Origin of the sequence: Microbacterium profundi, assembly GCF_000763375.1 — a bacterium.
Taxonomy (GTDB): domain Bacteria; phylum Actinomycetota; class Actinomycetes; order Actinomycetales; family Microbacteriaceae; genus Microbacterium; species Microbacterium profundi.
Window position 1 is genome coordinate 1 of sequence record NZ_JPSY01000001.1, and the last position, 25909, is coordinate 25909.

A 25909-nucleotide genomic window follows, 5' to 3' on the forward strand; every position below is an offset into this window, starting at 1 on the left:
CGGGCGGCCGCACCCCATTTTCAGCCCCGAACAGGCGCCCCAACAAGGGGCACCCAGGCTAATCGAGGCACTTACTGACCCCGGGTCGAAAAGGGGATGACGCGCGCACTGTGTCTGCACAACGAGTCTCCGTGCACGCGGGTTGTGGAAAGAGCTGATCAACGCCGCGCAGACTCAAGGCTGTACGGATGCAACCAGAACCGCTTCCGCATGATCTGCCGGGCGCTTTCAGCGTCGCCGAAGCGCGAGACCACGGCGTCTCGAAGAAGCGCCTCCGCGCCCGCGATCTGAAGCGACCTTTCCATGGGTCGCGATCCAGAACAGAGTTGAAGCCGCTCGAACGCATCGGATTGCTCATGCGAGTGATCCCCCCGCACGCGTTCATATGCGGCCTGACCGCGGCTGTGCTCTGGGGGTTACCACTCGACTCCCGAGAAGAGAAGAGCGCGTGGCGCCTCATTCACGTAGGGGTGGCAGCAACCCAAACGCGCATCCGTCGCAAAGGCGTGCGCGGCTTCCGGATGGCAATCGACCACGATGACGTGGTACTGCACAAGCGCATCCGGGTGCTGTCCATCGAACGGGTCTGGGTCGAACTGTCGCGCGTGACAGCACTCCCCCGTTTCGTCGCGATCACCGACCACATTCTCGCGTGGCGGAACCCGCTCGCGTCGCTTGAATCATTGAACGCGACGCTCACACGCTTCGCCGGAGCCCCGGGTGCAGCCATGCGTCGGAATGCACTCGAGCTCTGTGACGATCGCGCCGAGTCTCCGAGAGAGTCGATGGTGCGCGTCGTCCTGGTGATGGCGGGGCTGCCGCGGCCATTGTGCAATGTCGACATCTTCGATGGTGCGCGGTTCGTCGCGCGCGTTGACATGCTCTACCGGAAGGCGCGAGTCATCATCGAGTACGACGGCGACTATCACCGCGATCCAGCCCAATGGAGCCGCGACCAGGTGCGCCGAGCGGAACTCGAGTCGCTCGGCTATCGGTTCATCAGCGTCACTGCCCGCGACTTCGACGATCTCGATGCGCTGGTCAACCGCATCCGCCGTGTGCTCGTCGCGCAGGGTAGCCCGACAATCTGACCCGAGGTCAGAAAGGGCCGCCGCGCAGGTAGCACGAGCGGCGCGCGCTGACCCCGGGCCAAGAAGGGCCGGCGGGCCGCCGTCCGTCGCGCTGGACCTCTTTTGACCTCGGGCCACGGAACGCCCGATGAGTCTGGGGATGAGGGGCGGTTGTCGACCCCGGGCCACAAAGTGCGGCAGCAAAGTGCGGCAGCAAAGTGCGGCAGCAAAGTGCGGCAGCAAAGTGCGGCAGCAATTGAACCAAGAGAAGTGCGAGACAGAAGAAACAGGGGACGGCGTGAACTGAGGTCAGTCGTCGACCCAGTCGAACGTGCGCGTGACGGCCTTGCGCCACCGTGCGAGGCGGCGTTCTCGTTCCTCCTCATCGATCTGCGGTTCCCAGCGCTCGTCCTCGTGCCACATCGCGCGAAGTTCGTCGAGATCGGCCCAGACTCCGACGGCGAGCCCCGCCGCATACGCTGCGCCGAGTGCTGTCGTCTCGATGATGGCCGGGCGGACGACTGGAACGCCCAGCACGTCGGCCTGGAACTGCATCAGTGAGTCGTTGCCGACCATTCCGCCGTCTACTCGCAGCTCCTCCAGCGGCACGTTCGTGTCGGCGATGACGGCATCCAGAACCTCACGTGTCTGAAAGGCGACCGCCTCCAGTGCGGCGCGGGCGATGTGGCCCTTGTTCGCGAAGCGGGTGAGTCCGAGGATCGCGCCGCGCGCATCGGGTCGCCAGTACGGCGCGAAGAGCCCCGAGAACGCCGGGACGATGTACACGCCGCCGTTGTCCTCCACGGAGAGCGCGAGCTCCTCCACCTCAGGCGAATCCTTGATGATTCCGAGGTTGTCGCGCAGCCACTGTACAAGCGAGCCCGTGACGGCGATCGAGCCCTCGAGCGCGTACTTCGGCGGCTCGTCACCGAGGCGATACGCGACGGTCGTGACCAGCCCGTTCTCGCTGTCGACGATCTCCTCGCCGGTGTTCACGATGAGGAAATTGCCCGTGCCGTAGGTGTTCTTGGATTCACCGCGCTCGAAAGCGACCTGGCCGAATGTGGCGGCCTGCTGGTCTCCGAGGATTCCCGCGATCGGGATGCCGTCGAGCGAAGTGCCGACTGCCTCCCCGTACACCTCCGATGACGAGCGGATCGTGGGCAGCATCGCACGAGGAACCCCGAACGCCTTGAGCAGAGCGTCGTCCCAGTCGAGCGTGCGCAGATCCATCAGCAGCGTGCGGCTGGCGTTGGTGACATCAGTCGCGTGCACTCCCCCGTCGACACCACCCGTGAGGTTCCACAACAACCAGGTGTCTGGTGTGCCGAACAGCAGCTCCCCGCTCTCTGCCCGTTCGCGCGCGCCGTCGACGTTGTCGAGGATCCAGGCGATCTTGGACGCTGAGAAGTATGTGGCGAGCGGCAGTCCGGTGGTCTCGGCGAAACGGCGGACGCCGCCGTCCGCGGCCAGCGTGTCGATGAGTGCCTGTGTGCGGGTGTCCTGCCAGACGATCGCGTTGTAGACCGGCTCGCCGCTCGCCCGGTCCCAGACCACGACCGTCTCGCGCTGGTTGGTGATGCCGATCGCCGCGACATCGGACGCCTGAACGCCTGCGTTGTGCACTGCCGAATCGATCACGGCCTTGGTGTTCTTCCATATCTCGGCCGCGTCGTGCTCCACCCAGCCTGCCTGCGGGAAGATCTGTTCGTGCTCGCGCTGGCCCGAAGCGACGATGGCTCCTCGTCCGTCGAAGACGATGGCTCTCGTGCTCGTGGTGCCCTGGTCTATGGCGACGATGTGCATAGGTGTTCTCTCCAGCCGGTGACGGCGTTGTCTGCTCTGGGATTCAGCCTAGAAGAAGTCGGCCCAGTGACTCGGCCGCCGTGCACGAACGTGCAGCATCCATCGATCACGAATCGACGAGCTGCTCGGCGAGGTGCTCGTCGAGGACGAGGTCGGTGATCAGGCGCGTGGCGATCGCCCCCCGCAAAGTGGGCAGCTTCTGAACGCCGGTGACGACGCAGATGCGCCTGGACGCCCTCGACAGTACGGAGAAGGCGGGACCGGTCGCCCGGTTGTTCAGCTCGATGTCCTTCCAGCTGCCGTCCGCCCGGTAGAAGACGGTGGCGATGTCGCCGACGATCTTCTCCCCCCGCAGGCTGCGGTAGTCATCCCGATCGAGATAGCCGCCGATGTATACACGGCTGGGCACCTCGGCGAACGGCGACCCGAGCCCGAACAGGATGACGTCGGCCCGCGCCTGCAGGTCGAGCACACGCCTGGTGCTGCGCTCGCGCCACATCGCCTCCTTCGTACGCGGGTCGTCGAAGAACGCCGGGACGGGGAACTGCTGGATGCCGGCGCCGAACGCCTGTCCGAAACGGTGCAGGATCTCGCTGGCGTAGTCGACCCCGCTCGTGAAGGTATTGCCGGCTCCGTTGAGCTGGACGACGGTGGAGTTGTGCGTCTCCTTCTTCGGCAGGTGCCTGCTGATGGCGTCCAGCGTGGACCCCCATGCGATGCCGAGGGTCATGTTCGAATCGAAGTAGAGCGGCAGCAGACGTGCCGCACTCATCGCGACCCGTTCGAAACGCTCGACGTCGGAGAGGTTCTTCGGCGTGGGCACGACGTGCGCCGCGATGCCGAACCGCTCGCGGATGGCCTCCTCCAGGCGCAGCTCCTGCCCTTGCGGCTGGTGGATCTGGATCTCCACGAGCCCGGTGGCACGCGCATGGCTGAGCAGGCGGGAGACGGACGAGCGTGACGTCGCGAGCTCACGGGCGATCGCGTCCATCGTCATGTCCTGCAGGTAGTACATCTGGGCCGCGCGCAGCGCGGTCCCCGCCCGGGGATCGCTCAGGGATGATTCGCTCATCGATTCTCCTTGCACGTTCGTGCATCTCGCTTGCGCAGTTGTGCCGGCCGAATCAGGATATACCGTGTAGGCCCAGCAAGGAGAGACGATGAGCACTGCGAACACCGCCCTGGTCGAACGAGAGAGAGTACGCCTCGCGCGGGAGAGCGGCCGGACCGGCGTCGTGATCATCGGCGCCGGAATCAATGGAATCTCGACCTTCCGTGATCTGGCGATGCAGGGCATCGATGTACTCCTCGTCGATCGAGAGGACTTCGCCTCCGGCGCGACCGCCGCGTCCAGCCATATGATCCATGGCGGCATCCGCTATCTCGAGAACGGCGAGTTCCGACTCGTGAAGGAGTCGGTGCAGGAACGCAACGGTCTGCTGAAGATCGCGCCGCACTATGTCAAGCCGCTTGAGACGACGATCCCGATCTACTCGACATTCTCTGGGGTGTTCGCCGCCCCGCTCCGCTTCCTCACGCACAAGCAGGGCAAGCCGCAGGAACGCGGCGCGTTCCTCATCAAGATCGGGCTGATGCTGTACGACACGTTCTCCCGTGACGGCGGCAGCGTTCCCCGTCACCGTTTCGTCGGCCGCAAGAAGTCGCTGCAGCAGCTCCCGAAGCTCGACAGGGAGATCAAGTACACCGCGACTTACTACGACGCTTCCGTCCACGACCCCGAACGTCTCGCGCTCGATGTGCTGCGCGACGGTGAGGCCGCTCATTCGGGCGCACGCGCGCTCAACTATGTCGAGGCCATCGGACTGGACGACGAGGGCGTGCACCTGCGCGACCGCGAGACCGGCCTCGACTTCCACATCGCAGCCGATGTCGTCGTGAATGCCTCAGGGCCGTGGACAGACCTCACGAACGAGTCGCTCGGCACCGACACCGCGTTCATGGGAGGCACCAAGGGCTCGCACATCGTGCTCGATCACCCTGAACTGCTCGACGCGACCGGCGGCCGTGAGATCTTCTTCGAGCACTCCGACGGCCGCATCGTCCTCATCTACCCGCTGAAGGGGCGAGTACTCGTCGGCACGACCGATCTCAAGGCCGACCCCAGGCAGCCTGCCCGCTGCACGGAAGAGGAAGTCGACTATTTCTTCGATCTGATCGGTCATGTCTTCCCCACGATCGCCGTCGACCGTTCCCAGATCGTGTACCGGTATTCCGGCATCCGCCCGCTGCCGCACCATGACGACACCGCTCCCGGCTTCGTCTCGCGCGACTATCGGATCGAACGGCGCAAGGAGGACGGCTCCCCCACCGTGTTCAGCCTCGTCGGCGGAAAGTGGACGACGTTCCGCGCTCTGGGCGAGAACCTCGCCGATCACGTGCTCACCGAGCTCGGACGCCAGCGCGTGGCGAGTACGGTCGGGGTGCGCATCGGCGGCGGCAATGGATATCCGCGCACACCACGGCGCCGCATGGAGTGGCTGCGCCAGAACGTCGGTGACACCGAACGCGGTCGTACACTCTTCGTCCGTTACGGCACGCGGGCCGCGGAAGTCGCGGCCTTCATCGACGAAGGAGATGACGCACCAGTCGTCGGAGATGCGCTGTCGACCCGCGAACTCGCATGGATGGTCGAGCGCGAGCAGGTCCGCCACGTCGCAGACGTCATCTTCCGCCGCACGAGTCTCGCCTTCACCGGCGACGCGGATGGCGCGACCGTGCAGGCGATCGCCGAGGCACTCGCACCACTGCTCGGCTGGGACGCCGCACGGATCGAGTCCGAGATCGTGGACACGTCGACCCAGCTGCGCGAGGCGCACGGCGTGGACATCGACGCTGGCAGCGTTCCCGCGGGTCGTTGAGCGAGCGTTCCCCCAGCGGCTCGTTGAGCGAGCGTTCCCCCCACGGGTCGTTGAGCGAGCGTTCCCCCCGCGGCTCGTTGAGCGAGCGTTCCCCCCACGGGTCGTTGAGCGAGCGGAGCGAGACGAAACGGGTTGAGCGAGCCGCAGGCGAACCGAAACCTGAACTCCCCGTCAGCTCTTGCCGAACAGCTTCTGGATCTCTGCCAGATCTGCTTCGGTCGGCGCCTTCTGACCGCCGAGACCGAAGCCCGAGCCCGTCGCAGGTCCGGACGGAAGGCCGGCATTCTCAGCCGCCCGCTTCGCCGGGTTGCCCGAGCGCGAAGCACCCTGCGACTTGCCCTTCTTGCCACGCTTCGACGATGCACCGGGGCGGCCCATGCCGGGCATCGCACCCATGCCAGGGATGTTCGGGGTGCCGCCGCGGGCGACGGTCTTCATCATCTTCGCGGCCTGATCGAAACGCTGCACGAGCTGGTTCACGTCGGTCACGGTCATGCCGGAGCCCTTGGCGATGCGCACCCGGCGCGACCCGTTGAGAACCTTCGGGTTCTGTCGCTCCCCTGGCGTCATCGACCGGATGATCGCTTCGGTGCGATCGATCTCCTTCTCGTCGAAGTCTTCCAGCTGCTGCTTCATCTGGCCCATGCCGGGGAGCATCCCGAGCATCTTCTTCATCGAGCCCATCTTCTTCATCTGCTGAAGCTGGCCGAGGAAGTCCTCAAGCGTGAACTGATCGGTCGCGAACTTCTCGGCGACCTTCTGCGCCTCTTCCTCGTCGAAGGCCTGCTGGGCCTGCTCGATGAGTGTGAGGATGTCACCGAGGTCGAGGATGCGGCTCGCCATGCGGTCGGGGTAGAACGGCTCGAGATCGTCGAGACCCTCGCCGGTCGAGGCGAAGATGATCGGGCGGCCGGTGACGGATGCCACCGACAGCGCGGCACCACCTCGGGCGTCGCCGTCGAGCTTGGAGAGGACGACTCCGGTGAAGTCGACGCCCTCCTGGAAGGCCTTGGCCGTGTTGACGGCATCCTGACCGATCATCGCGTCGATGACGAACAGCACTTCATCGGGGTTCGTGGCCTTGCGGATGTCGGACGCCTGCTTCATGAGTTCGGCGTCGACGCCGAGGCGTCCCGCCGTGTCGATGATGACGACGTCATGCTGCTGACGGCGGGCGTGCTCGACGCCGTCGCGGGAGACCTTGACGGGGTCGCCGACGCCGTTACCCGGCTCTGGCGCGTAGATCGTGGCGCCGGCCTGCTCCGCGACGACCTGCAACTGGTTGACGGCGTTCGGACGCTGCAGATCAGCGGCGACCAGGAGCGGAGTGTGACCGTCCTTCTCGAGCTGCTTGGCCAGCTTTCCGGCGAACGTCGTCTTACCGGATCCCTGCAGACCTGCGAGCATGATCACGGTCGGCGGTGCCTTCGCGAACTCCAGGCGACGCTGCTCGCCGCCGAGGATCTGCACGAGCTCCTCGTTGACGATCTGCACGACCTGCTGGGCGGGGTTCAGAGCTTTGCTGACCTCGTCGCCGAGCGCGCGTTCGCGCACCTTCGCGGTGAATTCCTTGACGACGACGAGCGCAACGTCGGCATCCAGCAGTGCGCGACGGATCTCGCGCACTGTGCCGTCGACGTCGGCTGCGCTGAGCTTTCCCTTCGTACGAAGGTTGCGGAATGTCTCGGTGAGCCGATCGGAGAGCGTGCCAAAGGTAGCCATGGTGCTCTCGATTCTACGCGAGCGGATGCCGTGAACGCTGTCTCGGCGTCAGGCACGCCACGGAAGATCGTGGATCCCCGCCAGCGCCTCCTCGAACAGCGACTCGGGCGAGCCGTGTCCGGCACCGCGCTCGGCCCAGACGCGCAGAGACGACAGCACGGCGGCCGCGTGAGCGGCACCGAGGATGTCGGCACGGATCGCACCGATGCCGCTTCGTCGTGCAGCATCCGCGATTCCTGCGGCAAGGCGGGCGTGGCGCAGACCCGTATCGCGGACCAGCTCGTCCTCGAGACCCATCGCGGTCGCGTTGCGCAGTGCGAGCGCCAACGGGTCCGGCGCGAAATCGTGGACGACGGTCAGCAGGATGCCGCGTACGGCAGCGGCGTCCGCATCCGCCCCCAGTTCCCTCAGCGCGCCGATGGCGCCGTCGATCCTGGCATCGAGTCCAGACCAGAGCACGTCGCTCTTCGAGGAGAAGTAGTTGAAGAAGCTCGAGCGGCTCACTCCGGCGCGTTGAGTGATGTCGGCCACCGATGTCGACTCGTAGCCCTTTTCGAGGAACAACTCGCAGGCCGCCTCGGCGAGCACCTCACGCGATGAGGCGCGAGGGCGTCCGGCGCGGGGTTCGACCATCATCCACTTACCGTACCGCGCGTGCGTTCTCCCTCAGAAAGGGTATTATTAGACGGCATCCAACAATAGATGAAAGGCGAACATGCTCGACATCCTCACGCCCGGTCTCGCACCGGCATACGTCCCCTATCTCGACGGCTGGGAGCTGCAGCGCAGCATCCATCACGATGTCACAGACGGCACTCGCCCCGACACGCTGATCCTTCTGGAGCACGAGGCCGTGTACACCGCAGGAAAGCGCACCGAGCCGCAGGAGCGCCCACAGGACGGCACCCCTGTGGTCGATGTCGACCGCGGCGGCAAGATCACCTGGCACGGGCCCGGCCAACTCGTCGGATACCCGATCGTGCGCTTGCCAGAGCCCATGGACGTCGTCGCGCACGTGCGTCGCCTCGAGCGACTACTGATCGACATCCTGCGTCCGTTCGGCGTCGATGGATATCAGGTCGAAGGGCGCAGCGGTGTGTGGGTGCGGCGTCCGCTCTCCGAGGACAAGGTGGCGGCGATCGGCGTGCGCGTGCAGCAGGGTGTCACGATGCACGGCTTCGCGATCAACTGCGACAACACGCTCGCAGGCTTCCGCGGCATCATCCCGTGCGGCATCACCGATGCCGGAGTCACGACGGTCAGTGAGGTGCTCGGGCGCGACGTGTCCCCCGCCGACATCGTGGACGCGGTCGCGGAAGCCTTCGTCGGTGAATACTCGGATGCTGAGTACTCGGATGCTGAGTACGAAGGAGTACCCGCATGAGCGCCGCCGCTCCTGAAGGACGCAAACTCCTCCGGCTGGAGATCCGCAACGCGGAGACGCCGATCGAGCGCAAGCCGGAGTGGATCAAGACCAAGGCGAAGATGGGACCGGAGTACACCGCGCTGCACTCGCTGGCCAAAGAGGAGGGTCTGCACACCGTCTGCCAGGAGGCCGGCTGCCCGAACATCTTCGAGTGCTGGGAGGATCGCGAGGCGACGTTCCTCATCGGCGGCTCACAGTGCACCAGACGCTGCGACTTCTGCCAGATCGACACGGGCAAGCCCGCCGACTACGACACCGACGAGCCGCGCCGCGTCGCCGAGAGCGTGACCCGGATGGGGTTGCGCTACGCCACGGTCACGAGCGTCGCCAGAGATGATCTCCCCGACACCGGCGCCTGGCTCAACGCCGAGACGGTGCGTCGGATCCACGCCGAGAATCCCAACACCGGTGTCGAACTGCTCGCGAACGACCACAACGGCGACCCGGCATATCTCGGTCAGATCTTCGACGCCCGTCCGGAGGTGTTCGCGCACAACGTCGAAACGGTGCCGCGCATCTTCAAGCGCATCCGGCCGGCCTTCCGCTACGAACGCTCGCTCGGAGTGCTCACCCAGGCTCGGGATGCCGGTCTCATCACGAAGTCGAACCTCATCCTCGGCATGGGTGAATCACCGGAAGAGGTCGTGCAGGCCCTTCAGGATCTGCACGACGCAGGCTGCGACATCATCACGATCACGCAGTCCCTCCGCCCGACTCCCCGTCATCTGCCGGTCGCGCGCTGGGTGAAGCCCGCCGAGTTCGTGGAGTTCAAGGAAGAGGCTGAGCGAATCGGCTTCCTCGGCGTCCTCGCCGGTCCCCTCGTGCGCTCGTCTTACCGTGCGGGCCGCCTGTGGGCGCAGTCCATGCTCTCGAAGGGACGCGAGATCCCGCCGCACCTATCGCACATCGCTGACAGCGCGGACCTCGGGTTCGCGCAGGCGGTCTGAACGCTACGCGACGAGCGGCGGCTGACCTCAGTCGCCGCTCATGACCGACTGCACTGAGCCGTCAGAAGACAGGTTCACCAGGAGCACGTCATCGGTGTTGTCCGGGTCGAGTGCATACTCCAGAACCGCGAACGGCTCTGACCCGCCGTGCTCGTCCGCGAGGATCGTCATGCTCATGAGACGCATCGAGCGGATGATGTCGACCGCCGGATCCGCGCTGACGTCGACGAGCACGTCTTCGAGTTCGTCGCCGTAAGCCTCCTGCTGCTGCAGGATGTACTCGGTCACCTCGCTCGCACGGTCGTCGACCTCGGCGAGCATGCCGCGGCGCGCGGCGCCATCCACCTGCTCGAGCCCGGAGATGAGCGCGGCGGCGATGTCGAGCGCGTCTGCAGAGACGTCATCCTGATCAGGCGCGGTGAGGTCGACCGTCACCGCCTGGTCGCCCAACTCCACCGTCTCGGACCAGAAGATCGATCCGTCCGGCCCCGAGGACAGGAGGCCGAAGTAGTCGTGTTCGATCGCCATAACGCTATGAAACCAGTCCCATCACTGCCCGACAAGGGATGCGACGAAGACGTGCGGCGTGAAGCCGGTGAGGTCGTCGATTCCCTCACCCTGACCGAGCAGTTTCACGGGGATGCCGGTGCGCTCCTGCACCGCGAGCACGAAGCCGCCCTTGGCCGAACCGTCGAGCTTCGTGAGCACGAGACCGGTGACACCGGCGTGCTCGAGGAAGGCCTCAGCCTGCATGACGCCATTCTGTCCCGTGGTCGCGTCGAGCACGAGGAGAACCTCACTGATCGGCGCCTGCTTCTCGATCACACGGCGAATCTTCGACAGCTCATCCATGAGCCCGCCCTTGGTGTGCAGGCGACCCGCGGTGTCGATGATCGCGATCTCGATGCCTTCGCGCTGGGCGTACTCGATGGTCTGGTAGGCGACGGATGCCGGATCCTGGCCTTCCTGCTGCGGACGGACGATCGCCGCTCCCCCGCGCTGGGCCCAGGTCGCGAGCTGATCGACGGCGGCCGCACGGAACGTGTCGGCGGCGCCGACGACCACGCTGCGCTGGTAACCGCGCAGGAACTTGGTGAACTTGCCGATCGTCGTCGTCTTGCCGACGCCGTTCACTCCGACGACGAGCACGACCGCTGGACGCTCGGTGAGCTTGAGGGTCGTGTCGAACTTCGCGAAGTGCTCCTCGAGCGTCTCGCGCAGCATGCGCTGCAGGTCCTGAGGATCGGTGGTGCGGTAGCGATCGACCTTCTCGCGCAGCTCGTCGACGATCCGCTCCGAGATGTCGGGGCCGAAGTCTGCAGTGATCAGCGCGGTCTCGAGGTCTTCCCAGGTCGTCTCATCGATCGTGGGCTTGACGAACATCCCGCGCAGCGCGCGGCCGAGGGACCAGGACTTCTCCGCCATGCGTCCAGCCTACGATGCCGGTAGCATCGCGGGATGCAGCAGCTCCGCGCTCGATGGCGCTTTGATGTCCCAGATCCCAGACGGGATAGGAGCGGACGGCGTGTCGACAGCCAGATGCGCCGCGACACGCCGTGAGATTCGCGGGGCGTCTGAGATTCGGAACAGGCCGGCGGATGCTGGCAGCTTCAGCTCGCCGCAGCGGCCCTGTCCCCCACGCGCTGGCCGACCACTGCCGAGACGCCGTCCTGGCGCATCGAGACGCCGTACAGGGCGTCAGCGATCTCCATGGTGCGCTTCTGGTGGGTGATGATCAGCAGCTGAGAGCTCTCGCGGAGCTGCTCGAACACCGTCAGCAGACGGCCGAGGTTGGCGTCGTCGAGCGCCGCCTCCACCTCGTCGAGGATATAGAACGGGCTCGGCCTGGCCTTGAATATCGCCACCAGCAGTGCGACGGCGGCAAGTGAGCGCTCCCCGCCGGACAGCAGCGACAGGCGTTCGATCTTCTTTCCCACTGGACGCACGGACACCTCGATGCCGGTCGTGAGCATGTTCTCCGGATCTGTGAGCGAGATGCTGCCCGAGCCGCCGGGGAACAGCAGCGGGAAGACCTCGCCGAACGCGCGCTGAGTGTCTTCGAATGCGCTGGCGAAGATCGTCTGCATCCGCTCGTCGAGGTCGCCGATGATCGTCAGCAGGTCCTGCCGAGTCTGAGTGAGGTCGGCGAGCTGCTCGGTCAAGAACGCGTGCCGCTGCTCGAGGGCGGCGAACTCCTCCAGGGCGAGCGGATTCACCCGGCCCAACTGCGTGAGCTTGCGCTCCGATTCCGCAAGACGTCGCTCCTGCATCCGCCGGTCGTAGGGAATGGCGGTCGGGTCGATGTCGTCGATCGCCTCGGGGTCCGCCTCTGCCAGCGGATCGCGCGGCACCGGCTGATCCGGACCATATTCCGCAACGAGAATATCTTCGTCGAGCGCCAGTTCGGATGCCACGCGCTCCAGCAGACTCGTCAGATGCAGCTTCTTCTCATGGATCTGAAGCTCGAGCCCGTGGACGCTCTCCGTGAGCCCGGACAGTCGCTCGCGCAGCGAGCTCTCCTGCACCCGAAGCGCGGTGAGTTCCTCGTTCTGGGCCGATCTGGCGTTCTCCGCCTCTGTGAGACCGACGCGCGCTTCTGTGACCGAGCGGTCGAGCGAGTCGAGTATGCGTGGGAGCTCCGCAGCGACAGCAGCTGCCGCTTCACGCTGCGCACGCCGGATCACCGCCCGGCGAGCCGCCTCTGCAGCGGCATCCCGTTCCTGCTCGCGCTGGCGCTCGAGACTCGCGACCCTGGCCTGTGCCGCGCGCACGCGCTCTCGCAGGGTCTCGATCTCCAATCGGGCACGTACTTCACCCTCGCGCGCCGTCTCCAGCGCCTCGAGCAGCCCATCGCGTGCCGACGCGTCCAGTACGGGTCGAGGTGTCGCCTGAGCCTCCTCGAGGGCTGCCGTTGCTGCGGCCGATCCCGCCTCGGCGTCCGCCACCGCGGCCTGCGCCTGCGCGACACCGGCCTCGAGCCGTTCGCACTCGGCCACCGCGGACTCGTGTCGCACCGTGACGCGATTCAACTGCTCGGCGTGCGTCGCCAGTGCCGCATCGTGTTCGCGCAGCGCCCGCAACGACTCCTTGGCCTGACGACGGGTGACCTCCACGCGTTCCGATGCTTCTTCACGCGCCTCACGCAGCGAATCCACGATCACGCGTACCTCGTCGAGGCGTTCCCTGGCCGCATCGCGCTCAGCCGTCAGTTCGAGCCGGGATCGCTCACCACCGGAACCTGTCCGCAGCGTCTGCGCGGTCACCACGTCCCCACCGGTCGTGACGATCGTCACCGCCGTGTCGCCGAGTGCGTCCAGAGCAGCGCGCGCACGGCGGGCGGCAGAACGATCCTCCGCGATGAGCACGTACGAGAGCACGCCGAGCACACCGTCCGGTGCGCTCACGACGTCGGTCGCGCGTGTCACGCCGTCGATCGTGGGAAGGTCGGTGGTCGGTCGAAGTGCGTCCGCCAGGACGAAATCGATGATGCCGCGCTGCTGCTGCGCTGATTCCTCAGCCAGCGCGAACGCCGCAGCCGCATCATCGACCAGCACGCCTTCCGCGAGCGGCCCCAGCACAGCGGCGATCGCGGCTTCGTAGCCGGCCGTCACCTGAACGGCATCGCCGACGAGACCTCTGACACCGGCGCCGCCGGCCTTCACGACCTCGGCGGCTCCGCCCGACAGGGACAGCGCACTACTCAGTGCCGACGCCTTCGCCGTCAACGACTCCGCCTCGCGCTCCACGGAGTGAAGCCGCTCCCGCAGTCCCTCGAGTTCGGTCTCGGCCGCCGTCGCCTCGCGTTGCGCGGTCTCATATGCCGCAGCGTGTTCGGCCGCAGTGCCTTCCGGCGCCTCCGCGTCGTCGATCTGCTCCAGGGCGTCTGCGGCCTCTCGACGGCGTTCGTCGGCGGCCTCGAGCGCAGCCACCTGGCGCAGCACCGCACCGCGCACTGCAGCGAGAGCGGATGCCGCGGCCTCGGCCGTGCCGCGCAACGCCGTCAACCGCATGTCGTGCTGCGAGACGAGCGCGCTCTGCTCGGCGATGTCCACGTCGAGCGTGTCGAGCTCCGCTCGCGCATCGACGACCTCGCGGCTCGCCGACACCGCGGCATCCTGAGCATCGCCGAGTCCCGCGGAGATCGTCGTGATCTCATCCTTGGCCTCGTCGATCGTCGCCTGCGTCACCGTCACCGAGGTGACCGCCGCATCGTCCTCCTCGGAACCGAGCAGCGCGAGCCGCTGGTTCGCAAGCGTGTAGAGCGAACGCATCCGTTCCTGCGCCTGCTCGAGTCCGAACGCCACCCGGCGCGCCTCGTCCACGCCGGCCGAATTCTGATCCGCTTCGAGCCTCGCGATACCCGCCCGCACAGTGTCGGCCTGGTCCGTGAGCACCAGACGCTCGGTATGACGCTCCTGCTCGGTGCGTGTGTGGTCGGCGAGTGCCGTGCGCAGGGCGACGACGTCGTCGGCGAAGATGCGTGCCTTGGCATCGCGCACGACGGCCGCGATGGTCTGCGCCTCACGGGCGATCTCGGCCTGTCTGCCGAGCGGCTTGAGCTGACGTCGGATCTCGCCGGCAAGATCGCTGAGACGCGTGAGGTTGCTCTCCATCGCGTCGAGCTTGCGGAGCGTCTTCTCCTTGCGCCGGCGATGCTTGAGGATGCCGGCGGCCTCCTCGATGAATCCGCGGCGATCCTCCGGTGACGCTTGGAGCACGGTATCCAGTCGTCCCTGCCCGACGATGACGTGCATCTCGCGGCCGAGGCCTGAGTCGCTGAGCAGCTCCTGCACATCGAGCAGCCGGCAACCCGAACCGTTGATCGCATACTCGCTGGAGCCGTTGCGGAACAGCGTGCGGCTGATCGTGACCTCAGCGAACTCGATCGGCAGAGCACCGTCGCTGTTGTCGATCGTCAGCTGCACCTCCGCACGACCAAGCGGTCCGCGCGTGGACGTTCCCGCGAAGATGACGTCTTCCATCTTGCCGCCGCGCAACGTCTTCGCGCCCTGCTCCCCCATCACCCACGCGAGCCCATCGACGACATTCGATTTGCCGGAGCCGTTGGGTCCGACGATGCACGTGACGCCGGGTTCGAACACGAAGCTCGTGGGCTGCGCGAACGATTTGAAGCCCTTGAGGGTCAGGCTCTTCAGATGCATGCGGGCACCGCTCGTCCGGGGAGAATCACGCCTCAACGCTACCGAAACGCCGGGTGAATTCCGACATCCCGCGCGGTGCACCGGTCGATCGAAGCGCGCGGCGACACGCCGGTGACAGCATCGATGCTTGACGTTCACACCATTCGCCCAGTAACTTGGCAAACCGGAAAGCTCACGAAAGGAGGACGCTCATGATCACCACGCATAACACCGCAGCCGGCTTCACGCTCGGCGCGACGCATATCGCGGATCAGCCGTCCTCTTCGTTTGACGCCCTCCGCAATGAGCTGTCGTAGAACCGCAGCCTGAGATCACCGGCCCCGAGTGGGCCTTCTCCGCCGGTTCCCGCCGCTGACACGTCGGTCATGCACCGCCGTCACGCATCGGTCGATGTTCTCGACCTCTGCCTTCCCTGGCGACGTCTCCCCTTCCGAGACCGCTCGCCTCTCGCGCCCCCGACGCATCGACGTCGGCGGACACCCCACAGGAAATCGACAGGAAACGAGACCTCTCGTGAGTAACAACACGCTGCTTCGCAGCACTGCCCACCCACCATGTCCCGAGGACCAGGAGACCCTCGAAGTCAGGCTGCCGTCCGACCGGACCGAGCTCGCGCTCTCGGACCGGCTCTCCCTCCGCCTCGGCCTCTGGCTGCTGCTGAGGACCCAGCGTCCGCGCAGGGCGACAACCCGCACGATGACCAACGAAGAAGTCATGCGGATGTTCGAGACCAAGCACGCCACCGAGCGTGAGTCTCTGACGATGCTCGCCTACCAGATGCAGCGTCATCTGCGCTGATCTCGATCAGCACATCAGGAGAAACGACATGAACATCCGACTGACAGATACCGCGACGCTGCATCCGCTCGTGCTTCCCGCACGGGCGGATGCAGTGCCGTCCGATGTGATCCGCACCTACGCGGACGTGCGCAATACGTCCATACGTGAGACGACCGGCCGCGACGATGATGTCCTCACCGCTGAGGAGCTGCTGCCGGTGCTGTACAGCTCACGCGCATCGCAGAAGCGGCAGTGGTACATCGAGGAGTTCGGCGAGATGGTCGGCTGCATGGCCGTGGACATGCTGCAGGACGCCGACGCCGACACCGCGATCGGCGTCATTGCGCTTCTGCACGCGCACAGCGGGCGCGGCATCGGTACCGCGGCCCTGCGCCACCTGGAATCCGAGACGCGCGCGGCAGGCGCACGAGCACTCCTCTGCTGGGTTGAGCATCGCGCAGGCGCCGACGACGTTCTTGCCGCTCCCACCGGCTTCGGCACCATCCCCCGTGACGGGGCAGCACGATTCCTGGAACGCCACGGCTTCGTCCTCGAGCAGATCGAGCGCGCGAGCACGCTGACGTGGGACGGTGATTCGACATCTGTTCTCGAGAACGCGCTCGAAACCGCGCAGTCTCACGCTCGGGACTATCGCGTCGTCCAGTGGATGCTCCCGACGCCCGTCGAATACGTCGACGGCTACGCATGGATGAAATCGCGCATGTCGACGGATGTTCCTGATGCGGATCTGGGCATTCCGGAGGAGATCTGGGATGCCGACCGCGTGCGAGAACTCGAACGACGACAGGCTGCGAAGGGATTCGCGTTGCAGGTGACTGCCGCGCAGCACATCACCACCGGCGAGCTTTGTGCCTTCAACGAACTCGCGATCCGCCGGTCGGACCCGAGCGACGTCACGCACCAGTACGACACGCTCGTACTCGCCGATCATCGCGGGCATCGGCTCGGAATGCTCGTGAAAGCAGCAGGGCTGCTCGGCTGGCACGAGCAGCATCCGCAATCACCGGGCGTGATCACCTACAACGCGGAAGAGAACCGCCCCATGCTCGACATCAACGAGGCGATCGGATTCACCCCGATCGCCTACGAGGGCGTCTGGAAGAAGGAACTGACATGAGCGAGATCACGATCACCGACCTCGTCGTGCCCGAGCGACTCGATTCTCCCGACGCCGCCGGATTCCACGCGATGGTGGCGATCGGCAACCGACAGGCCGAGGAGGATGCCGGCATCGACGATCTCGTCGAGACGGCCGAGGAGATGCTGCCGTCATGGCGCGATCAGACGGATCGAAGCCAGCGCGGATTCATCGCACACCGAGACGGTGACATCGTCGGCGCCGCCTATCTGTCCACTGCCAACGACGCGGAGGCGACCTCGGCGGAGATGGGAATCATGGTGGAGTCCGCATGCTGGGGCGTGGGAGTGGAACAGGCTCTCCTGGAACGCGTCGAACGGGTTGCACGCGACCTCGGCCGCACGAGTGTGCAGTCGTGGACCCTGCATCCGGCCACGTCGAACGAACGGATGCTGACCCCCGCCACGGGGTGGGGGTCAGTCGCCGCCACGGCCTTGAGCGACCTCCTCACCGCGAACGACTACGTGCTCGAGCAGGTGGAGCGCAACAGCATCCTCCCGCTGGATGGACCGCTGACGCTGGCCGAGGAGAAGCTGCGCGCGGCCAAGGCATTCGCGGGCGACGACTACCGCGTCGTGTCGTGGACCCTGCCGACGCCTGAGCATCTGCGCGCCGGATACGCCGACGTGATCTCGAGGATGGCCACCGACGTGCCCAGCGGGGATCTCGACATCGACGCGGAGGTGTGGGACGCCGATCGCGTCGTACGCCACGACAAGAACATCGCCGACGGCGGCCAGCTGCTCTCCGTCGCAGCGGTCGAGCATGTCTCGACCGGAACGCTGGTGGCGTTCAACGAACTGGTGATCGGATCGGACCGCACCGGCGTCACCCATCAGTTCGGCACCCTCGTGGTGAAGGAGCACCGTGGCAAGCGGCTCGGCACGATCGTGAAGTGCGCGAATCTGCTGCGCTGGCGCGAGATCGCCCCGGATTCGCCGAAGATCTCGACGTTCAATGCCGAGGAGAACCGCCCGATGCTCGACATCAACGAGGCCATCGGCTTCGTTCCGGCCTCGTTTGCGGGCGGCTGGCAGAAGAAGCTCGCCTGAGCAGCCGGGCCGGCTGAGGATCATCCCCCAGATGTATCTTCCGCCGGCCCAGTTCCTCCCACAGGCCGACGACGGCCGCGACGACGGCGGCGAGGCTTGAGACATGAACACTCCCGTCCTCCATGCTCAGTCGCTGACCAAGACGTTCGGTACCACCACGGCCCTTGCCGGGGTCGATCTGATCGTCGGGCGCGGTGAATCCGTCGCCATCATGGGTGCGTCCGGTTCGGGCAAGACGACGCTCCTGCACGTACTCGCCGGCATCACCGCGCCTGACGCCGGGAGCGTGCACTACGCCCCAGCGCATGGCGCGCCCGTCGACATCACCACGAGGAACGAACGCGAGCGATCCAAGCTTCGCCGAGAGTCGTTCGGCTTCGTCTTCCAGCAGGGATTGCTCATCCCGGAGCTCACCGCGATCGAGAACATCGCGCTCGCGCTCATGATCAACGGCACGTCCCGTCGCGTCGCGCTCGAACACGCAGCGGGCTGGATGGCGTCGCTCGGGCTGGCGGGGATGGAGGAGCGCCGCATCGGGGAGCTTTCCGGCGGGCAGGCGCAACGTGTCGCCATCGCCCGCGCTCAGGTCACCGGCGCAGAACTCGTGTTCGCAGACGAGCCCACCGGAGCGCTCGACTCTCAGACCTCGAATGACGTGATGGATGCGCTGCTGTGGTCGACGACCGGTCAGGGCCGGACGTTGCTCGTCGTCACCCACGACAGCGAGGTCGCCGCACGGTGCTCACGCACGGTGCACGTGCGGGATGGCCATGTCATCGGCACAGAGATCGTCAACACGGGGGTGACCGCATGAACGCCCGCGTGCTCGCACTCCTGCTGCGGCCTGCGCCCGGGCAGGGCAGCACGCTGGCGCTGCCCGCCACCGCGTTCGCGATGGTGACGGCGCTCGTACTCACCGTGGTCGGCGGCGCGCAGAAGTTCTGGAGCTGGACAGACCCGGATGCCGGGCTCTATCAGGCGCTCGCCGCGATCGCACTCGTGCTGCTGGTCGTGCCGCTGGCCACTCTCGGCGGCGCAGCCGCGCGACTCTCGGCGAGAAGACGTGACGAACGATTGTCGACGTTGCGGTTGCTCGGGGTCTCTCCCGCCGGTGTCACCGGCGCGACTGTGCTCGAATCGACGATCGTCGCCGCCGTCGGATCCCTCGTCGGCGTGCTCGGCTACCTCGCACTGGTTCCGCTGGTCGGCCTCATCCCGTTCCGAGGTGAGATCCTCGGGGCAGCGGCGATCCTGCTCCCGCCGATCGGCATTCTGGCGGTCGGCGCCGGTGTCGTCCTGCTCGCCGGCATCAGCGCCGTCGTCGGCCTCCGGCAGGTCGTCATCTCACCCTTGGGCGTGCGCATGCGCACATCCGTGCCACGAGTGCACTGGGTGCGCGCTGTACTGGCCGGGCTCGTCATCGCCGGCGCGTTCGTGTTCGTACAGGTCTTCCCCGGTACGGCGGGTCTCGTCATGACGATCGCTGTGCTCGCCGGGATGTTCGCCGTGGCTCTCGCAGTGCTGAACCTCGTCGGCCCGTGGGCGTTGAAGGTCCACGCCCAGCGCGGCCTGCGCCGTGCCGAACATCCGTCACGACTGCTCTCCGCGCGTCTGGTGCTCGAGTCCCCCAAGGCCGCATGGCGCCAGGTGAGCGGCATCGCGATGGCGAGTTTCATGGCTGTGTTCGCCGGAACGGGCGTCGCCCTCATGAACACGATGAGCGCGACGGAATCGACGGAGAATCTGACGTTGGCCGTCGACATCCGCACCGGCCTGATCATCACGCTGGTGGCCTCGTTCCTGATGGTCGCCGTCTCGATCGGCGTGAACCAGGCGTCCAGCATCCTGGATCAGCGCGAACTGCATCGCAGCCTGCATTTCCTCGGAGTGCCGGTGGAGACCGTCGATGCCGCGCGCACCCGCGCCATCATGTCCCCGCTGCTGTTCACTGCTGTCGGCTCCGCGCTGTGCGCGGCCGTGCTGGTGTTCCCGCTCGTCGGCATCGCAGTGGTCGTCGCGCCGCTGTCGCTCGTGACGATCGCCGCGGTGGTAGCGCTGGGGATCGCCCTCGTCTGGCTGGGAGTGCGCGTGACGCGGCCCCTGCTGAGCACGGCGTTTCAGCCCGCCTGAGGATGCCAGGGTTCAGTCCGCGAGGAACCTCTCGATCGCGTCGATGGTCGCTGTGTTGTCGCAGTGCAGCACGGCGCGGATGCCGAGGGCTTCGGCCGCGTCGATATTCGGAGCGTTGTCGTCGATGAACAACACCCGGTCGGCGGTGGTCTTCATCCGCTCGAGCGCCCGCTCGAATGCACGAGCGTCGGGCTTGAGCACGCCCTGCTCGTGGCTGTAGCAGATCGGGTCGAAGACGGCGGAGAGCCCGAAGCGGCGCTCTTCCTCCTCGCGCGCTCCGTCTCCGGAGTTCGAGAGGATCGCCAGGCCGCAGCGGCCGCGCAGAGACCGGGCATGGTCGAGCAGTTCGGAGTTCTCCTCACCGCAGTAGGCGTCCCACAGTTCCACCCGCATCGACTCGATCGCCGCATCGTCGAGGCTCAGCGCTTCGGCGACGCCGCGCCAATACTCTTCGAGGACGCCCTCGTTGAGGGTGGTGTCCGGCAGATCAGCGGCGGACAGCTTCGCGTCATACTCCTCGGGGGTCAACCCGGATCGCGCGCTCCACATGGCTCGCAGCTCGGCCGGCCAGGAGTGATCGTCGACGATCTCGATGACGCCGCCGATGTCGTAGAGGATCCACTTCATCCGTACACGCTACGCGAGCGACGCTGGCACCGCGGGCAGTAGTGGCTCGAACGATTCATGAATGCCTCGCGCACGATCTCGCCGCCGCAGCGCGGGCAGGGCTGCCCACCCCGGCCGTAGGCGTTGAGCGAGTGGGCGAAGTAACCGGCCTGACCGTTGACGTTGACGTATTGCGCGTCGAAGCTCGTGCCGCCCTCGGCCAGCGCCTTCTCCAGCACCAGACGGACCTCGGAGAGAAGTCGGCGCACGGCCTGGACCGACAGCGCGCGGCCGTGGGATTCCGGATGGATGCGGGCGGCCCACAGCGCCTCATCGGCATAGATGTTGCCGACCCCGCTGATCAGGGTCTGATCGAGGAGGATGCGCTTGATCGCGCTCGCGCGCCGACGCACGGCGGCGATGAACACCGCGTCATCGAACGCGGGGTCCATCGGGTCTCTGGCGATGTGCTGCACCTGCGAAGGGATCAGATCCGTCCCGTCGGCGACGAGTGCATCGACGGCGAGCGATCCGAAGGTGCGCTGGTCGGCGAACACGACGGCGAGTTCGCCGTGGCGCGGATGCCGGATGCCGATGCGGACGCGCTCGTGGCGCTCGGCCGGTGCATCCGGAGTGCGCAGCAGAAGCTGCCCACTCATCCCGAGGTGCGCGGTCAGCGCCGCCGAGCCGCCGAGCGGCAGCCAGAGGAACTTGCCCCGGCGCGAGGCACCTGAGACGATCGCTCCCTCGAGCCTCGCGACGAAGTCTGCGGCGCCGGCAGGATGCCGCGTCAGCGCGCGTTCGTCGAACACCGACGCGCTGATGATCGTCGCGCCGATGACGGCGGGCGCGAGGCCGGCGCGCACGACCTCGACTTCTGGGAGCTCAGGCACTCTCGCTGAGGAATCGCCAGGCGCTGAGCGCTGCAGCCATCTCGGCGGTCTTCTTGCTGGTGCCGTCGCCGGTCATGCTCACGTCGCCCACCTGCACAGTGGCGATGAATCGTCGATCGTGATCGGGCCCGCTGGATGTCACTGAGTAACTCGGTGGCGTGGAGCCCTGACGAGCTGCGAGCTCCTGAAGGCTCGTCTTCGGATCCATCGCCGCGCCGTACCGCTCAGGATCTTCGAGCAACGGCTCCGTGAGCCGCAGCACCAGTTCCGTCGCAGCCTCTGGTCCTGCCGAGAGGTAGGTGGCACCGAACACGGCTTCCATGGTGTCGGCGAGGATCGAATCCTTGTCGCGGCCGCCGGTCTGCTCCTCGCCCCGGCCGAGAAGAAGATGCTCCCCAAGGCCGATGCCACGGGCGACCTCTGCGAGGGCGACCGTGGAGACCACGCTCGCCCGCCGCTTGGCGAGCTGACCTTCGTCGAGAGTCGGGTGCGTCGTGAACAGCATGACCGTCACCGCCTGTCCCAGCACCGAATCACCGAGGAACTCGAGCCGCTCGTTATGCGGGATCGCCCCATGCTCGTACGCATACGAGCGATGGGTCAACGCCAACGCAAGCAGCTCAGGGTCGATATCGACCCTGAGCTTCTCGGCGAGAGGTGCCGTCCCCCCTGGGACCCCTGTCACGATCGCGAGAACGTGATTCAGACGTCAGCGACCTTGCGGCCCTTATACTCCATGAACAGCTCGGTACCCTGCGAGTCGGTGACGACCTTCGCCTGGTGCGGGCGGCTGTAGACGGTCTTGCCGTTCTCGACGGTCTTGACGAGCGCGATGGGCGCTGCCTTCCACTGCGCGCGACGCGAGCGGGTGTTGGAACGGGATACCTTGCGCTTCGGGGGGTTACCAGCCATGGCTAACTCTCTTCTGTATTCTCGGGCCCACGGCTCTCTGCCGCGTTCCCCTGGTCTGTGATCTGTTGGAGCGCACTCCACCGAGGATCGATGGGAGCGTCTGTCTCCGCCCCGGTGCTTTCGGTCAGTCGCTCACCCGTGTTCGGGTCGAGCCCCGGGCAATCCGGCTGACACACCGGCTGAAATGGAAGTGACAATACTGCCGCTTCCCTGACAAGAGTTTCAAGATCCACGTGGTCGTCTTGAACCTCGAAGTCAGTTTCCTCATCACCAGGATACGCGAAAAGCTCCTGGAACTCGACTTCGACAGGCTCAGCGATGTCTTTCAGGCATCTTCCGCAGACGCCCTTGTAGTCGGCATCCACTGTTCCGGACGCGAGAATGCCCTCGTGGACAGACTCGAGACGCACGTCGACGTCGATCTCGGAGCCGGCTTCGTAGGAGACGATGCCTTCACCCCACTGCTCCTTCAGGGTGACGGAGAACTGGTGCTCCCGCATCTCGCCGGGGTGTCGGACGATGTCGCGTACGGGCACCACGAATGGGCCGTTCAGTCGGGTCTTCACGCTTTCATGCTACCCGCGGATGCTGAGAAAGGGGCCGCGCGTCAGAGACCGCGTGCTCCGGTGTCGAGGAGAGCGGCGACAGCGCGGGGCACGAACGGCGAGATGTCGCCGCCCAGACCTGCGACCTGGCGCACGAGCGAACTCGAGACCATCGCGTGCGACGGATCGGGCAGCAGGAACACCGTCTCGATGTCGGCGAGGTGACGGTTCACGATCGCCATCGGCGATTCGTAGGCCACGTCGATCTGCGAGCGGATGCCCTTCACGAGCACCCCGGCCCCGACGTCGCGGGCGTAGTCGACCAGAAGTCCCATACTCCAAGATCCGATGACGATATTGCCGCCCATGCCGTCTTCCGCGATGGACTGCTCGAGCAGCGAAAGCCGCTGGGAGATCGGCAGCATCGCCTCTTTGCCCGGGTTGTGCACGATCAGAACGTGCAGTTCGTCATACAGCTTCGCCGCCCGGCGGATCACATCGAGGTGACCGAGGGTGGGCGGGTCGAATGAACCTGGGACGACGGCGATCCGGCTACTCACTTCGACTCCTTCGTTCGCTCAGTGCATCGCATACCACCAGCCTATGGCACACCGCGATGTCAGTTCTTCGCGAGAGCGGCCCTGTCGTCCTCCGTGACGCGACGGGCGATCACCTCGCGAAGACCTGCGTGCGCCGCGAGCTGCGGGTCGGCCTCGAGGATACCCTCCGCCAGTTCCCGCGCGCGTGCGATCAGCTTCGAGTCCTTGACGACCCTCAGCAGCTTGAGCGATGACCTCACACCCGACTGCGTCGAGCCGAGCACGTCGCCCTCCCCGCGCAGCTCGAGATCGACCTCCGCAAGGGCGAAGCCGTCGAGAGTCGCGGCCACCGCATCGATGCGCTCGCGGGCAAGCGAGCCGGCCTCCGCCTCGGTGACGAGCAGGCACAGCCCTGGGACCTCGCCTCGACCGACTCGCCCTCGTAGCTGGTGCAGTTGCGAGACGCCGAACCGGTCGGCGTCGAGCACGATCATCGTCGAGGCGTTCGGAACATCGACGCCGACCTCGATCACGGTCGTCGCGATCAGCAGGTCGATCTCGCCGCGTGCGAAGGCCTGCATCACGGCATCCTTCGTCTCCGACGGCATCTTCCCGTGCAGCACGGCACGTCGGAGCGTGCCGACGGTCGGATGCGTCTCGAGAGCGGCATCCAGCTGCACGACACCCCAACGCGGGCCCGAGGCGCCCTCCTCCGTGGGCACGAGCGCGGCCTGGTCTTCCTCACCGGCCGCCTTCTTCGTGGTGTCGATCGCCGCGCAGACGGCGAACACCTGCCGTTTCTGCGCGATCTCCTCCGCAGCCCTGTCCCACACACGACGGAACCAGTCGGGGTGCTCCGCCAGCGGCGCGACGAAGGACTCGATACCGGCGCGGCCAGCGGGCATGGTGCGGATGACGGACGTGTCGAGATCACCGAACACGGTCATCGCCACGGTGCGGGGAATCGGAGTCGCCGTGAGCACCAGTGCGTGCGGGCTGGAACCCTTCGCGCGCAGCGCTTCACGCTGTTCGACACCGAAGCGGTGCTGTTCGTCCACGACGACGAGACCGAGATCGGCGAAGGTCGTCTTCTCTCCCAGCAGCGCGTGCGTGCCGACGACGATCAACGCCTGACCGGCAGCGACCCTCAGTGCGGCCTTACGGCGTGCCGGTGCCGACATCTGCCCTGTGAGCAGCGTGGGCATGAGCAGCGGTGCGAGATCGGGTCCGAGCATCTTCGTGATCGATCGCAGATGCTGGGATGCGAGTACCTCGGTCGGCGCGATCAGCGCGGCCTGCCCGCCGGACTCGGCGACCTGCAGCATGGCGCGAAGTGCGACGAGCGTCTTTCCAGATCCGACCTCGCCCTGCACCAGCCGGTTCATGGGCCAGGCCCCGGTGAGGTCCGTCGCGATCTGGTCGCCGACGCTCTGCTGGTCGGCTGTGAGAGTGTACGGCAACATGGCGTCGAAGCGCTCGAGCAGCCCGCCCGGCTTCGCCTGACGTGGCGTGGCGTTCAGCGACCGCACGGCGGCGCGCTGCTGCAGCAGCGCGGTCTGCAGCACGAGAGCCTCGTGCATGCGAAGAGTGCGAACCGCGGGATCGACGTCGTTGCGCGCCTGCGGGCGGTGCAGTTGCACCAGAGCCGCGCGCGCCTCGAGCAGCCCCTCGCGCACCCGGATCTCGTCCGGCAGCGGATCCGGCACGTCGCCGACGTCGGGCAGCACCCTCTCGACCAGTTCGCGGAACTGTTGGCTGGAGACCGCCGAGGTCGCCGGATAGATCGGGATCGGCCGGTGCGCACGATCATCAGCACGGGCCTGAGCGCTCTCCTCGTCGTCGAAGAGCTCGACCTGCGGATGGGCGAACTGGGTGGTGTCGTTGTACATGCCGACTTTGCCGGAGAACACACCGCGCCGGCCGGGTCGCATCTCATTCGCACGCCATCGTGCCTGCTTGATGTTCTTCGCGAAGAACGTCAGCGAGACACGACCGTGCTCATCGCCGATGATCACGTCGGTCATGGCGCCGTTGCGATTGCGCATCTCACGCGCCGACGATGAGAGCACCTCGGCGACGATGGTCACCGTCTCGCCCACTGGCAGATCCCGGATGGGCGTGAGCTCGGCTGGGTCCGCATAACGGCGCGGATAGTGCGCCAGCATCTCCCCGACCGTCGTCATGCCGAACGCCCGCTCAACCTTCTTCGCCGTAGCCGGGCCGATCGCCTCGGCGAGACTCGTGTCGAGGGAGAAGACCATGTCTGAAGTCTAGAGAACAC

At 66.4% G+C, this 25909-nt stretch carries 23 protein-coding genes; 9 read left to right on the forward strand and 14 right to left on the reverse strand.

All coding sequences use genetic code 11. From position 1 onward, the window contains the following. Positions 1-470 precede the first annotated feature (470 nt). Positions 471-1091, forward strand: coding sequence for an endonuclease domain-containing protein (locus tag JF52_RS16705; protein ID WP_160175012.1), 621 nt, complete (start codon positions 471-473; stop codon positions 1089-1091). A 288-nt stretch (positions 1092-1379) separates the two neighbouring features. Here JF52_RS16705 and glpK read toward each other — a convergent pair whose 3' ends face one another. Both glpK and JF52_RS0100015 read right to left on the reverse strand, forming a co-directional pair. Beyond that, on the reverse strand, positions 1380-2876 hold the full coding sequence (gene glpK, locus JF52_RS0100010; protein ID WP_033104526.1) for a glycerol kinase GlpK: 1497 nt from the start codon (positions 2874-2876) through the stop codon (positions 1380-1382). A gap of 106 nt (positions 2877-2982) precedes the next feature. Next, on the reverse strand, positions 2983-3948 hold the full coding sequence (locus JF52_RS0100015; protein WP_052166636.1) for a sugar-binding transcriptional regulator: 966 nt from the start codon (positions 3946-3948) through the stop codon (positions 2983-2985). 88 nt (positions 3949-4036) lie between these two features. Between JF52_RS0100015 and JF52_RS0100020 the strand changes: the two genes are divergently transcribed. Beyond that, positions 4037-5755 carry a glycerol-3-phosphate dehydrogenase/oxidase gene (locus JF52_RS0100020; RefSeq protein ID WP_033104527.1) on the forward strand — a complete coding sequence of 573 codons (1719 nt, stop codon included), beginning with the start codon at positions 4037-4039 and terminating at the stop codon, positions 5753-5755. 171 nt (positions 5756-5926) lie between these two features. On the opposite strand, the gene ffh is transcribed toward JF52_RS0100020, so the two are convergent. Then, the gene (gene ffh / locus JF52_RS0100025; protein WP_033104528.1) at positions 5927-7477 is read right to left on the reverse strand and encodes a signal recognition particle protein; all 1551 of its coding nucleotides are present in this window, start codon (positions 7475-7477) and stop codon (positions 5927-5929) included. Positions 7478-7525: 48 nt separating this feature from the next. Beyond that, positions 7526-8113, reverse strand: coding sequence for a TetR/AcrR family transcriptional regulator (locus tag JF52_RS0100030; protein WP_033104529.1), 588 nt, complete (start codon positions 8111-8113; stop codon positions 7526-7528). 79 nt (positions 8114-8192) lie between these two features. On the opposite strand from JF52_RS0100030, the gene lipB reads away from it, so the two are divergent. Together lipB and lipA are read left to right on the forward strand one after the other, a co-directional pair. Further along, the gene (gene lipB, locus JF52_RS0100035; RefSeq protein ID WP_033104530.1) at positions 8193-8861 is read left to right on the forward strand and encodes a lipoyl(octanoyl) transferase LipB; all 669 of its coding nucleotides are present in this window, start codon (positions 8193-8195) and stop codon (positions 8859-8861) included. Next, entirely contained in the window at positions 8858-9850 is a 993-nt protein-coding gene (gene lipA / locus JF52_RS0100040) for a lipoyl synthase (RefSeq protein ID WP_033104531.1), read from the forward strand. The genes lipB and lipA overlap by 4 nt, the downstream gene beginning before the upstream one ends. A 27-nt stretch (positions 9851-9877) precedes the next feature. Here lipA and JF52_RS0100045 read toward each other — a convergent pair whose 3' ends face one another. The 3 genes from JF52_RS0100045 to smc all read right to left on the reverse strand — a co-directional run bounded on the left by JF52_RS0100045 (position 9878) and on the right by smc (position 15012). Beyond that, positions 9878-10378 (reverse strand): DUF2004 domain-containing protein, encoded by a 501-nt coding sequence (locus JF52_RS0100045; protein ID WP_033104532.1) that lies wholly within the window; start codon positions 10376-10378, stop codon positions 9878-9880. 21 nt (positions 10379-10399) lie between these two features. Then, positions 10400-11275, reverse strand: coding sequence for a signal recognition particle-docking protein FtsY (ftsY, locus tag JF52_RS0100050; RefSeq protein WP_033104533.1), 876 nt, complete (start codon positions 11273-11275; stop codon positions 10400-10402). Between the two features lie 185 nt (positions 11276-11460). Beyond that, positions 11461-15012 (reverse strand): chromosome segregation protein SMC, encoded by a 3552-nt coding sequence (gene smc / locus JF52_RS0100055; RefSeq protein WP_033104534.1) that lies wholly within the window; start codon positions 15010-15012, stop codon positions 11461-11463. A 513-nt stretch (positions 15013-15525) separates the two neighbouring features. Between smc and JF52_RS0100060 the strand changes: the two genes are divergently transcribed. The 5 genes from JF52_RS0100060 to JF52_RS0100080 all read left to right on the forward strand — a co-directional run bounded on the left by JF52_RS0100060 (position 15526) and on the right by JF52_RS0100080 (position 20133). Next, positions 15526-15810, forward strand: a complete 285-nt coding sequence (locus JF52_RS0100060; protein WP_033104535.1) for a hypothetical protein — start codon at positions 15526-15528, stop codon at positions 15808-15810. A 28-nt stretch (positions 15811-15838) separates the two neighbouring features. Further along, complete coding sequence (locus JF52_RS0100065; protein ID WP_052166637.1) at positions 15839-16930, forward strand: GNAT family N-acetyltransferase; 1092 nt, start codon at positions 15839-15841, stop codon at positions 16928-16930. Then, positions 16927-18003 (forward strand): GNAT family N-acetyltransferase, encoded by a 1077-nt coding sequence (locus JF52_RS0100070; RefSeq protein ID WP_033104536.1) that lies wholly within the window; start codon positions 16927-16929, stop codon positions 18001-18003. Before JF52_RS0100065 ends, JF52_RS0100070 begins: the two co-directional genes overlap by 4 nt. Positions 18004-18106: 103 nt before the next feature. Beyond that, entirely contained in the window at positions 18107-18817 is a 711-nt protein-coding gene (locus JF52_RS0100075; protein WP_033104537.1) for an ABC transporter ATP-binding protein, read from the forward strand. Then, complete coding sequence (locus JF52_RS0100080; protein ID WP_052166638.1) at positions 18814-20133, forward strand: FtsX-like permease family protein; 1320 nt, start codon at positions 18814-18816, stop codon at positions 20131-20133. The genes JF52_RS0100075 and JF52_RS0100080 overlap by 4 nt, the downstream gene beginning before the upstream one ends. A gap of 12 nt (positions 20134-20145) precedes the next feature. On the opposite strand, the gene JF52_RS0100085 is transcribed toward JF52_RS0100080, so the two are convergent. The 7 genes from JF52_RS0100085 to JF52_RS0100115 all read right to left on the reverse strand — a co-directional run bounded on the left by JF52_RS0100085 (position 20146) and on the right by JF52_RS0100115 (position 25889). Continuing rightward, the gene (locus tag JF52_RS0100085) at positions 20146-20760 is read right to left on the reverse strand and encodes an HAD family hydrolase (RefSeq protein ID WP_052166639.1); all 615 of its coding nucleotides are present in this window, start codon (positions 20758-20760) and stop codon (positions 20146-20148) included. Further along, positions 20757-21632 (reverse strand): bifunctional DNA-formamidopyrimidine glycosylase/DNA-(apurinic or apyrimidinic site) lyase, encoded by an 876-nt coding sequence (gene mutM, locus JF52_RS0100090; protein WP_033104538.1) that lies wholly within the window; start codon positions 21630-21632, stop codon positions 20757-20759. Before mutM ends, JF52_RS0100085 begins: the two co-directional genes overlap by 4 nt. Further along, on the reverse strand, positions 21625-22317 hold the full coding sequence (rnc, locus tag JF52_RS0100095; protein ID WP_033104539.1) for a ribonuclease III: 693 nt from the start codon (positions 22315-22317) through the stop codon (positions 21625-21627). Before rnc ends, mutM begins: the two co-directional genes overlap by 8 nt. Before the next feature lie 17 nt (positions 22318-22334). Continuing rightward, a complete protein-coding gene (gene rpmF, locus JF52_RS0100100; RefSeq protein WP_033104540.1) occupies positions 22335-22544 on the reverse strand; it encodes a 50S ribosomal protein L32 in 210 nt (69 codons plus the stop codon). Positions 22545-22546: 2 nt separating this feature from the next. Beyond that, positions 22547-23044, reverse strand: a complete 498-nt coding sequence (locus JF52_RS0100105; RefSeq protein ID WP_235272301.1) for a YceD family protein — start codon at positions 23042-23044, stop codon at positions 22547-22549. 107 nt (positions 23045-23151) lie between these two features. Next, complete coding sequence (gene coaD, locus JF52_RS0100110; protein WP_033104541.1) at positions 23152-23649, reverse strand: pantetheine-phosphate adenylyltransferase; 498 nt, start codon at positions 23647-23649, stop codon at positions 23152-23154. A gap of 59 nt (positions 23650-23708) precedes the next feature. Beyond that, positions 23709-25889 (reverse strand): ATP-dependent DNA helicase RecG, encoded by a 2181-nt coding sequence (locus JF52_RS0100115; protein WP_033104542.1) that lies wholly within the window; start codon positions 25887-25889, stop codon positions 23709-23711. Positions 25890-25909: the final 20 nt, after the last annotated feature.

Bases quoted from the DNA above. Each gene is read 5' to 3' on its own strand.
- JF52_RS0100020 (WP_033104527.1), top strand. From the start codon at position 4,037: ATGAGCACTGCGAACACCGCCCTGGTCGAACGAGAGAGAGTACGCCTC.
- JF52_RS0100070 (WP_033104536.1), top strand. From the start codon at position 16,927: ATGAGCGAGATCACGATCACCGACCTCGTCGTGCCCGAGCGACTCGAT.
- JF52_RS0100105 (WP_235272301.1), bottom strand. From the start codon at position 23,044: ATGCGGGAGCACCAGTTCTCCGTCACCCTGAAGGAGCAGTGGGGTGAA.
- JF52_RS0100115 (WP_033104542.1), bottom strand. From the start codon at position 25,889: ATGGTCTTCTCCCTCGACACGAGTCTCGCCGAGGCGATCGGCCCGGCT.
- JF52_RS0100030 (WP_033104529.1), bottom strand. From the start codon at position 8,113: ATGATGGTCGAACCCCGCGCCGGACGCCCTCGCGCCTCATCGCGTGAG.
- ftsY (WP_033104533.1), bottom strand. From the start codon at position 11,275: ATGGCGGAGAAGTCCTGGTCCCTCGGCCGCGCGCTGCGCGGGATGTTC.
- rpmF (WP_033104540.1), bottom strand. From the start codon at position 22,544: ATGGCTGGTAACCCCCCGAAGCGCAAGGTATCCCGTTCCAACACCCGC.
- JF52_RS0100080 (WP_052166638.1), top strand. From the start codon at position 18,814: ATGAACGCCCGCGTGCTCGCACTCCTGCTGCGGCCTGCGCCCGGGCAG.
- ffh (WP_033104528.1), bottom strand. From the start codon at position 7,477: ATGGCTACCTTTGGCACGCTCTCCGATCGGCTCACCGAGACATTCCGC.
- JF52_RS0100045 (WP_033104532.1), bottom strand. From the start codon at position 10,378: ATGGCGATCGAACACGACTACTTCGGCCTCCTGTCCTCGGGGCCGGAC.
- JF52_RS0100075 (WP_033104537.1), top strand. From the start codon at position 18,107: ATGAACACTCCCGTCCTCCATGCTCAGTCGCTGACCAAGACGTTCGGT.
- lipB (WP_033104530.1), top strand. From the start codon at position 8,193: ATGCTCGACATCCTCACGCCCGGTCTCGCACCGGCATACGTCCCCTAT.
- JF52_RS0100065 (WP_052166637.1), top strand. From the start codon at position 15,839: ATGAACATCCGACTGACAGATACCGCGACGCTGCATCCGCTCGTGCTT.
- smc (WP_033104534.1), bottom strand. From the start codon at position 15,012: ATGCATCTGAAGAGCCTGACCCTCAAGGGCTTCAAATCGTTCGCGCAG.
- lipA (WP_033104531.1), top strand. From the start codon at position 8,858: ATGAGCGCCGCCGCTCCTGAAGGACGCAAACTCCTCCGGCTGGAGATC.
- JF52_RS0100015 (WP_052166636.1), bottom strand. From the start codon at position 3,948: ATGAGCGAATCATCCCTGAGCGATCCCCGGGCGGGGACCGCGCTGCGC.
- glpK (WP_033104526.1), bottom strand. From the start codon at position 2,876: ATGCACATCGTCGCCATAGACCAGGGCACCACGAGCACGAGAGCCATC.
- JF52_RS0100085 (WP_052166639.1), bottom strand. From the start codon at position 20,760: ATGAAGTGGATCCTCTACGACATCGGCGGCGTCATCGAGATCGTCGAC.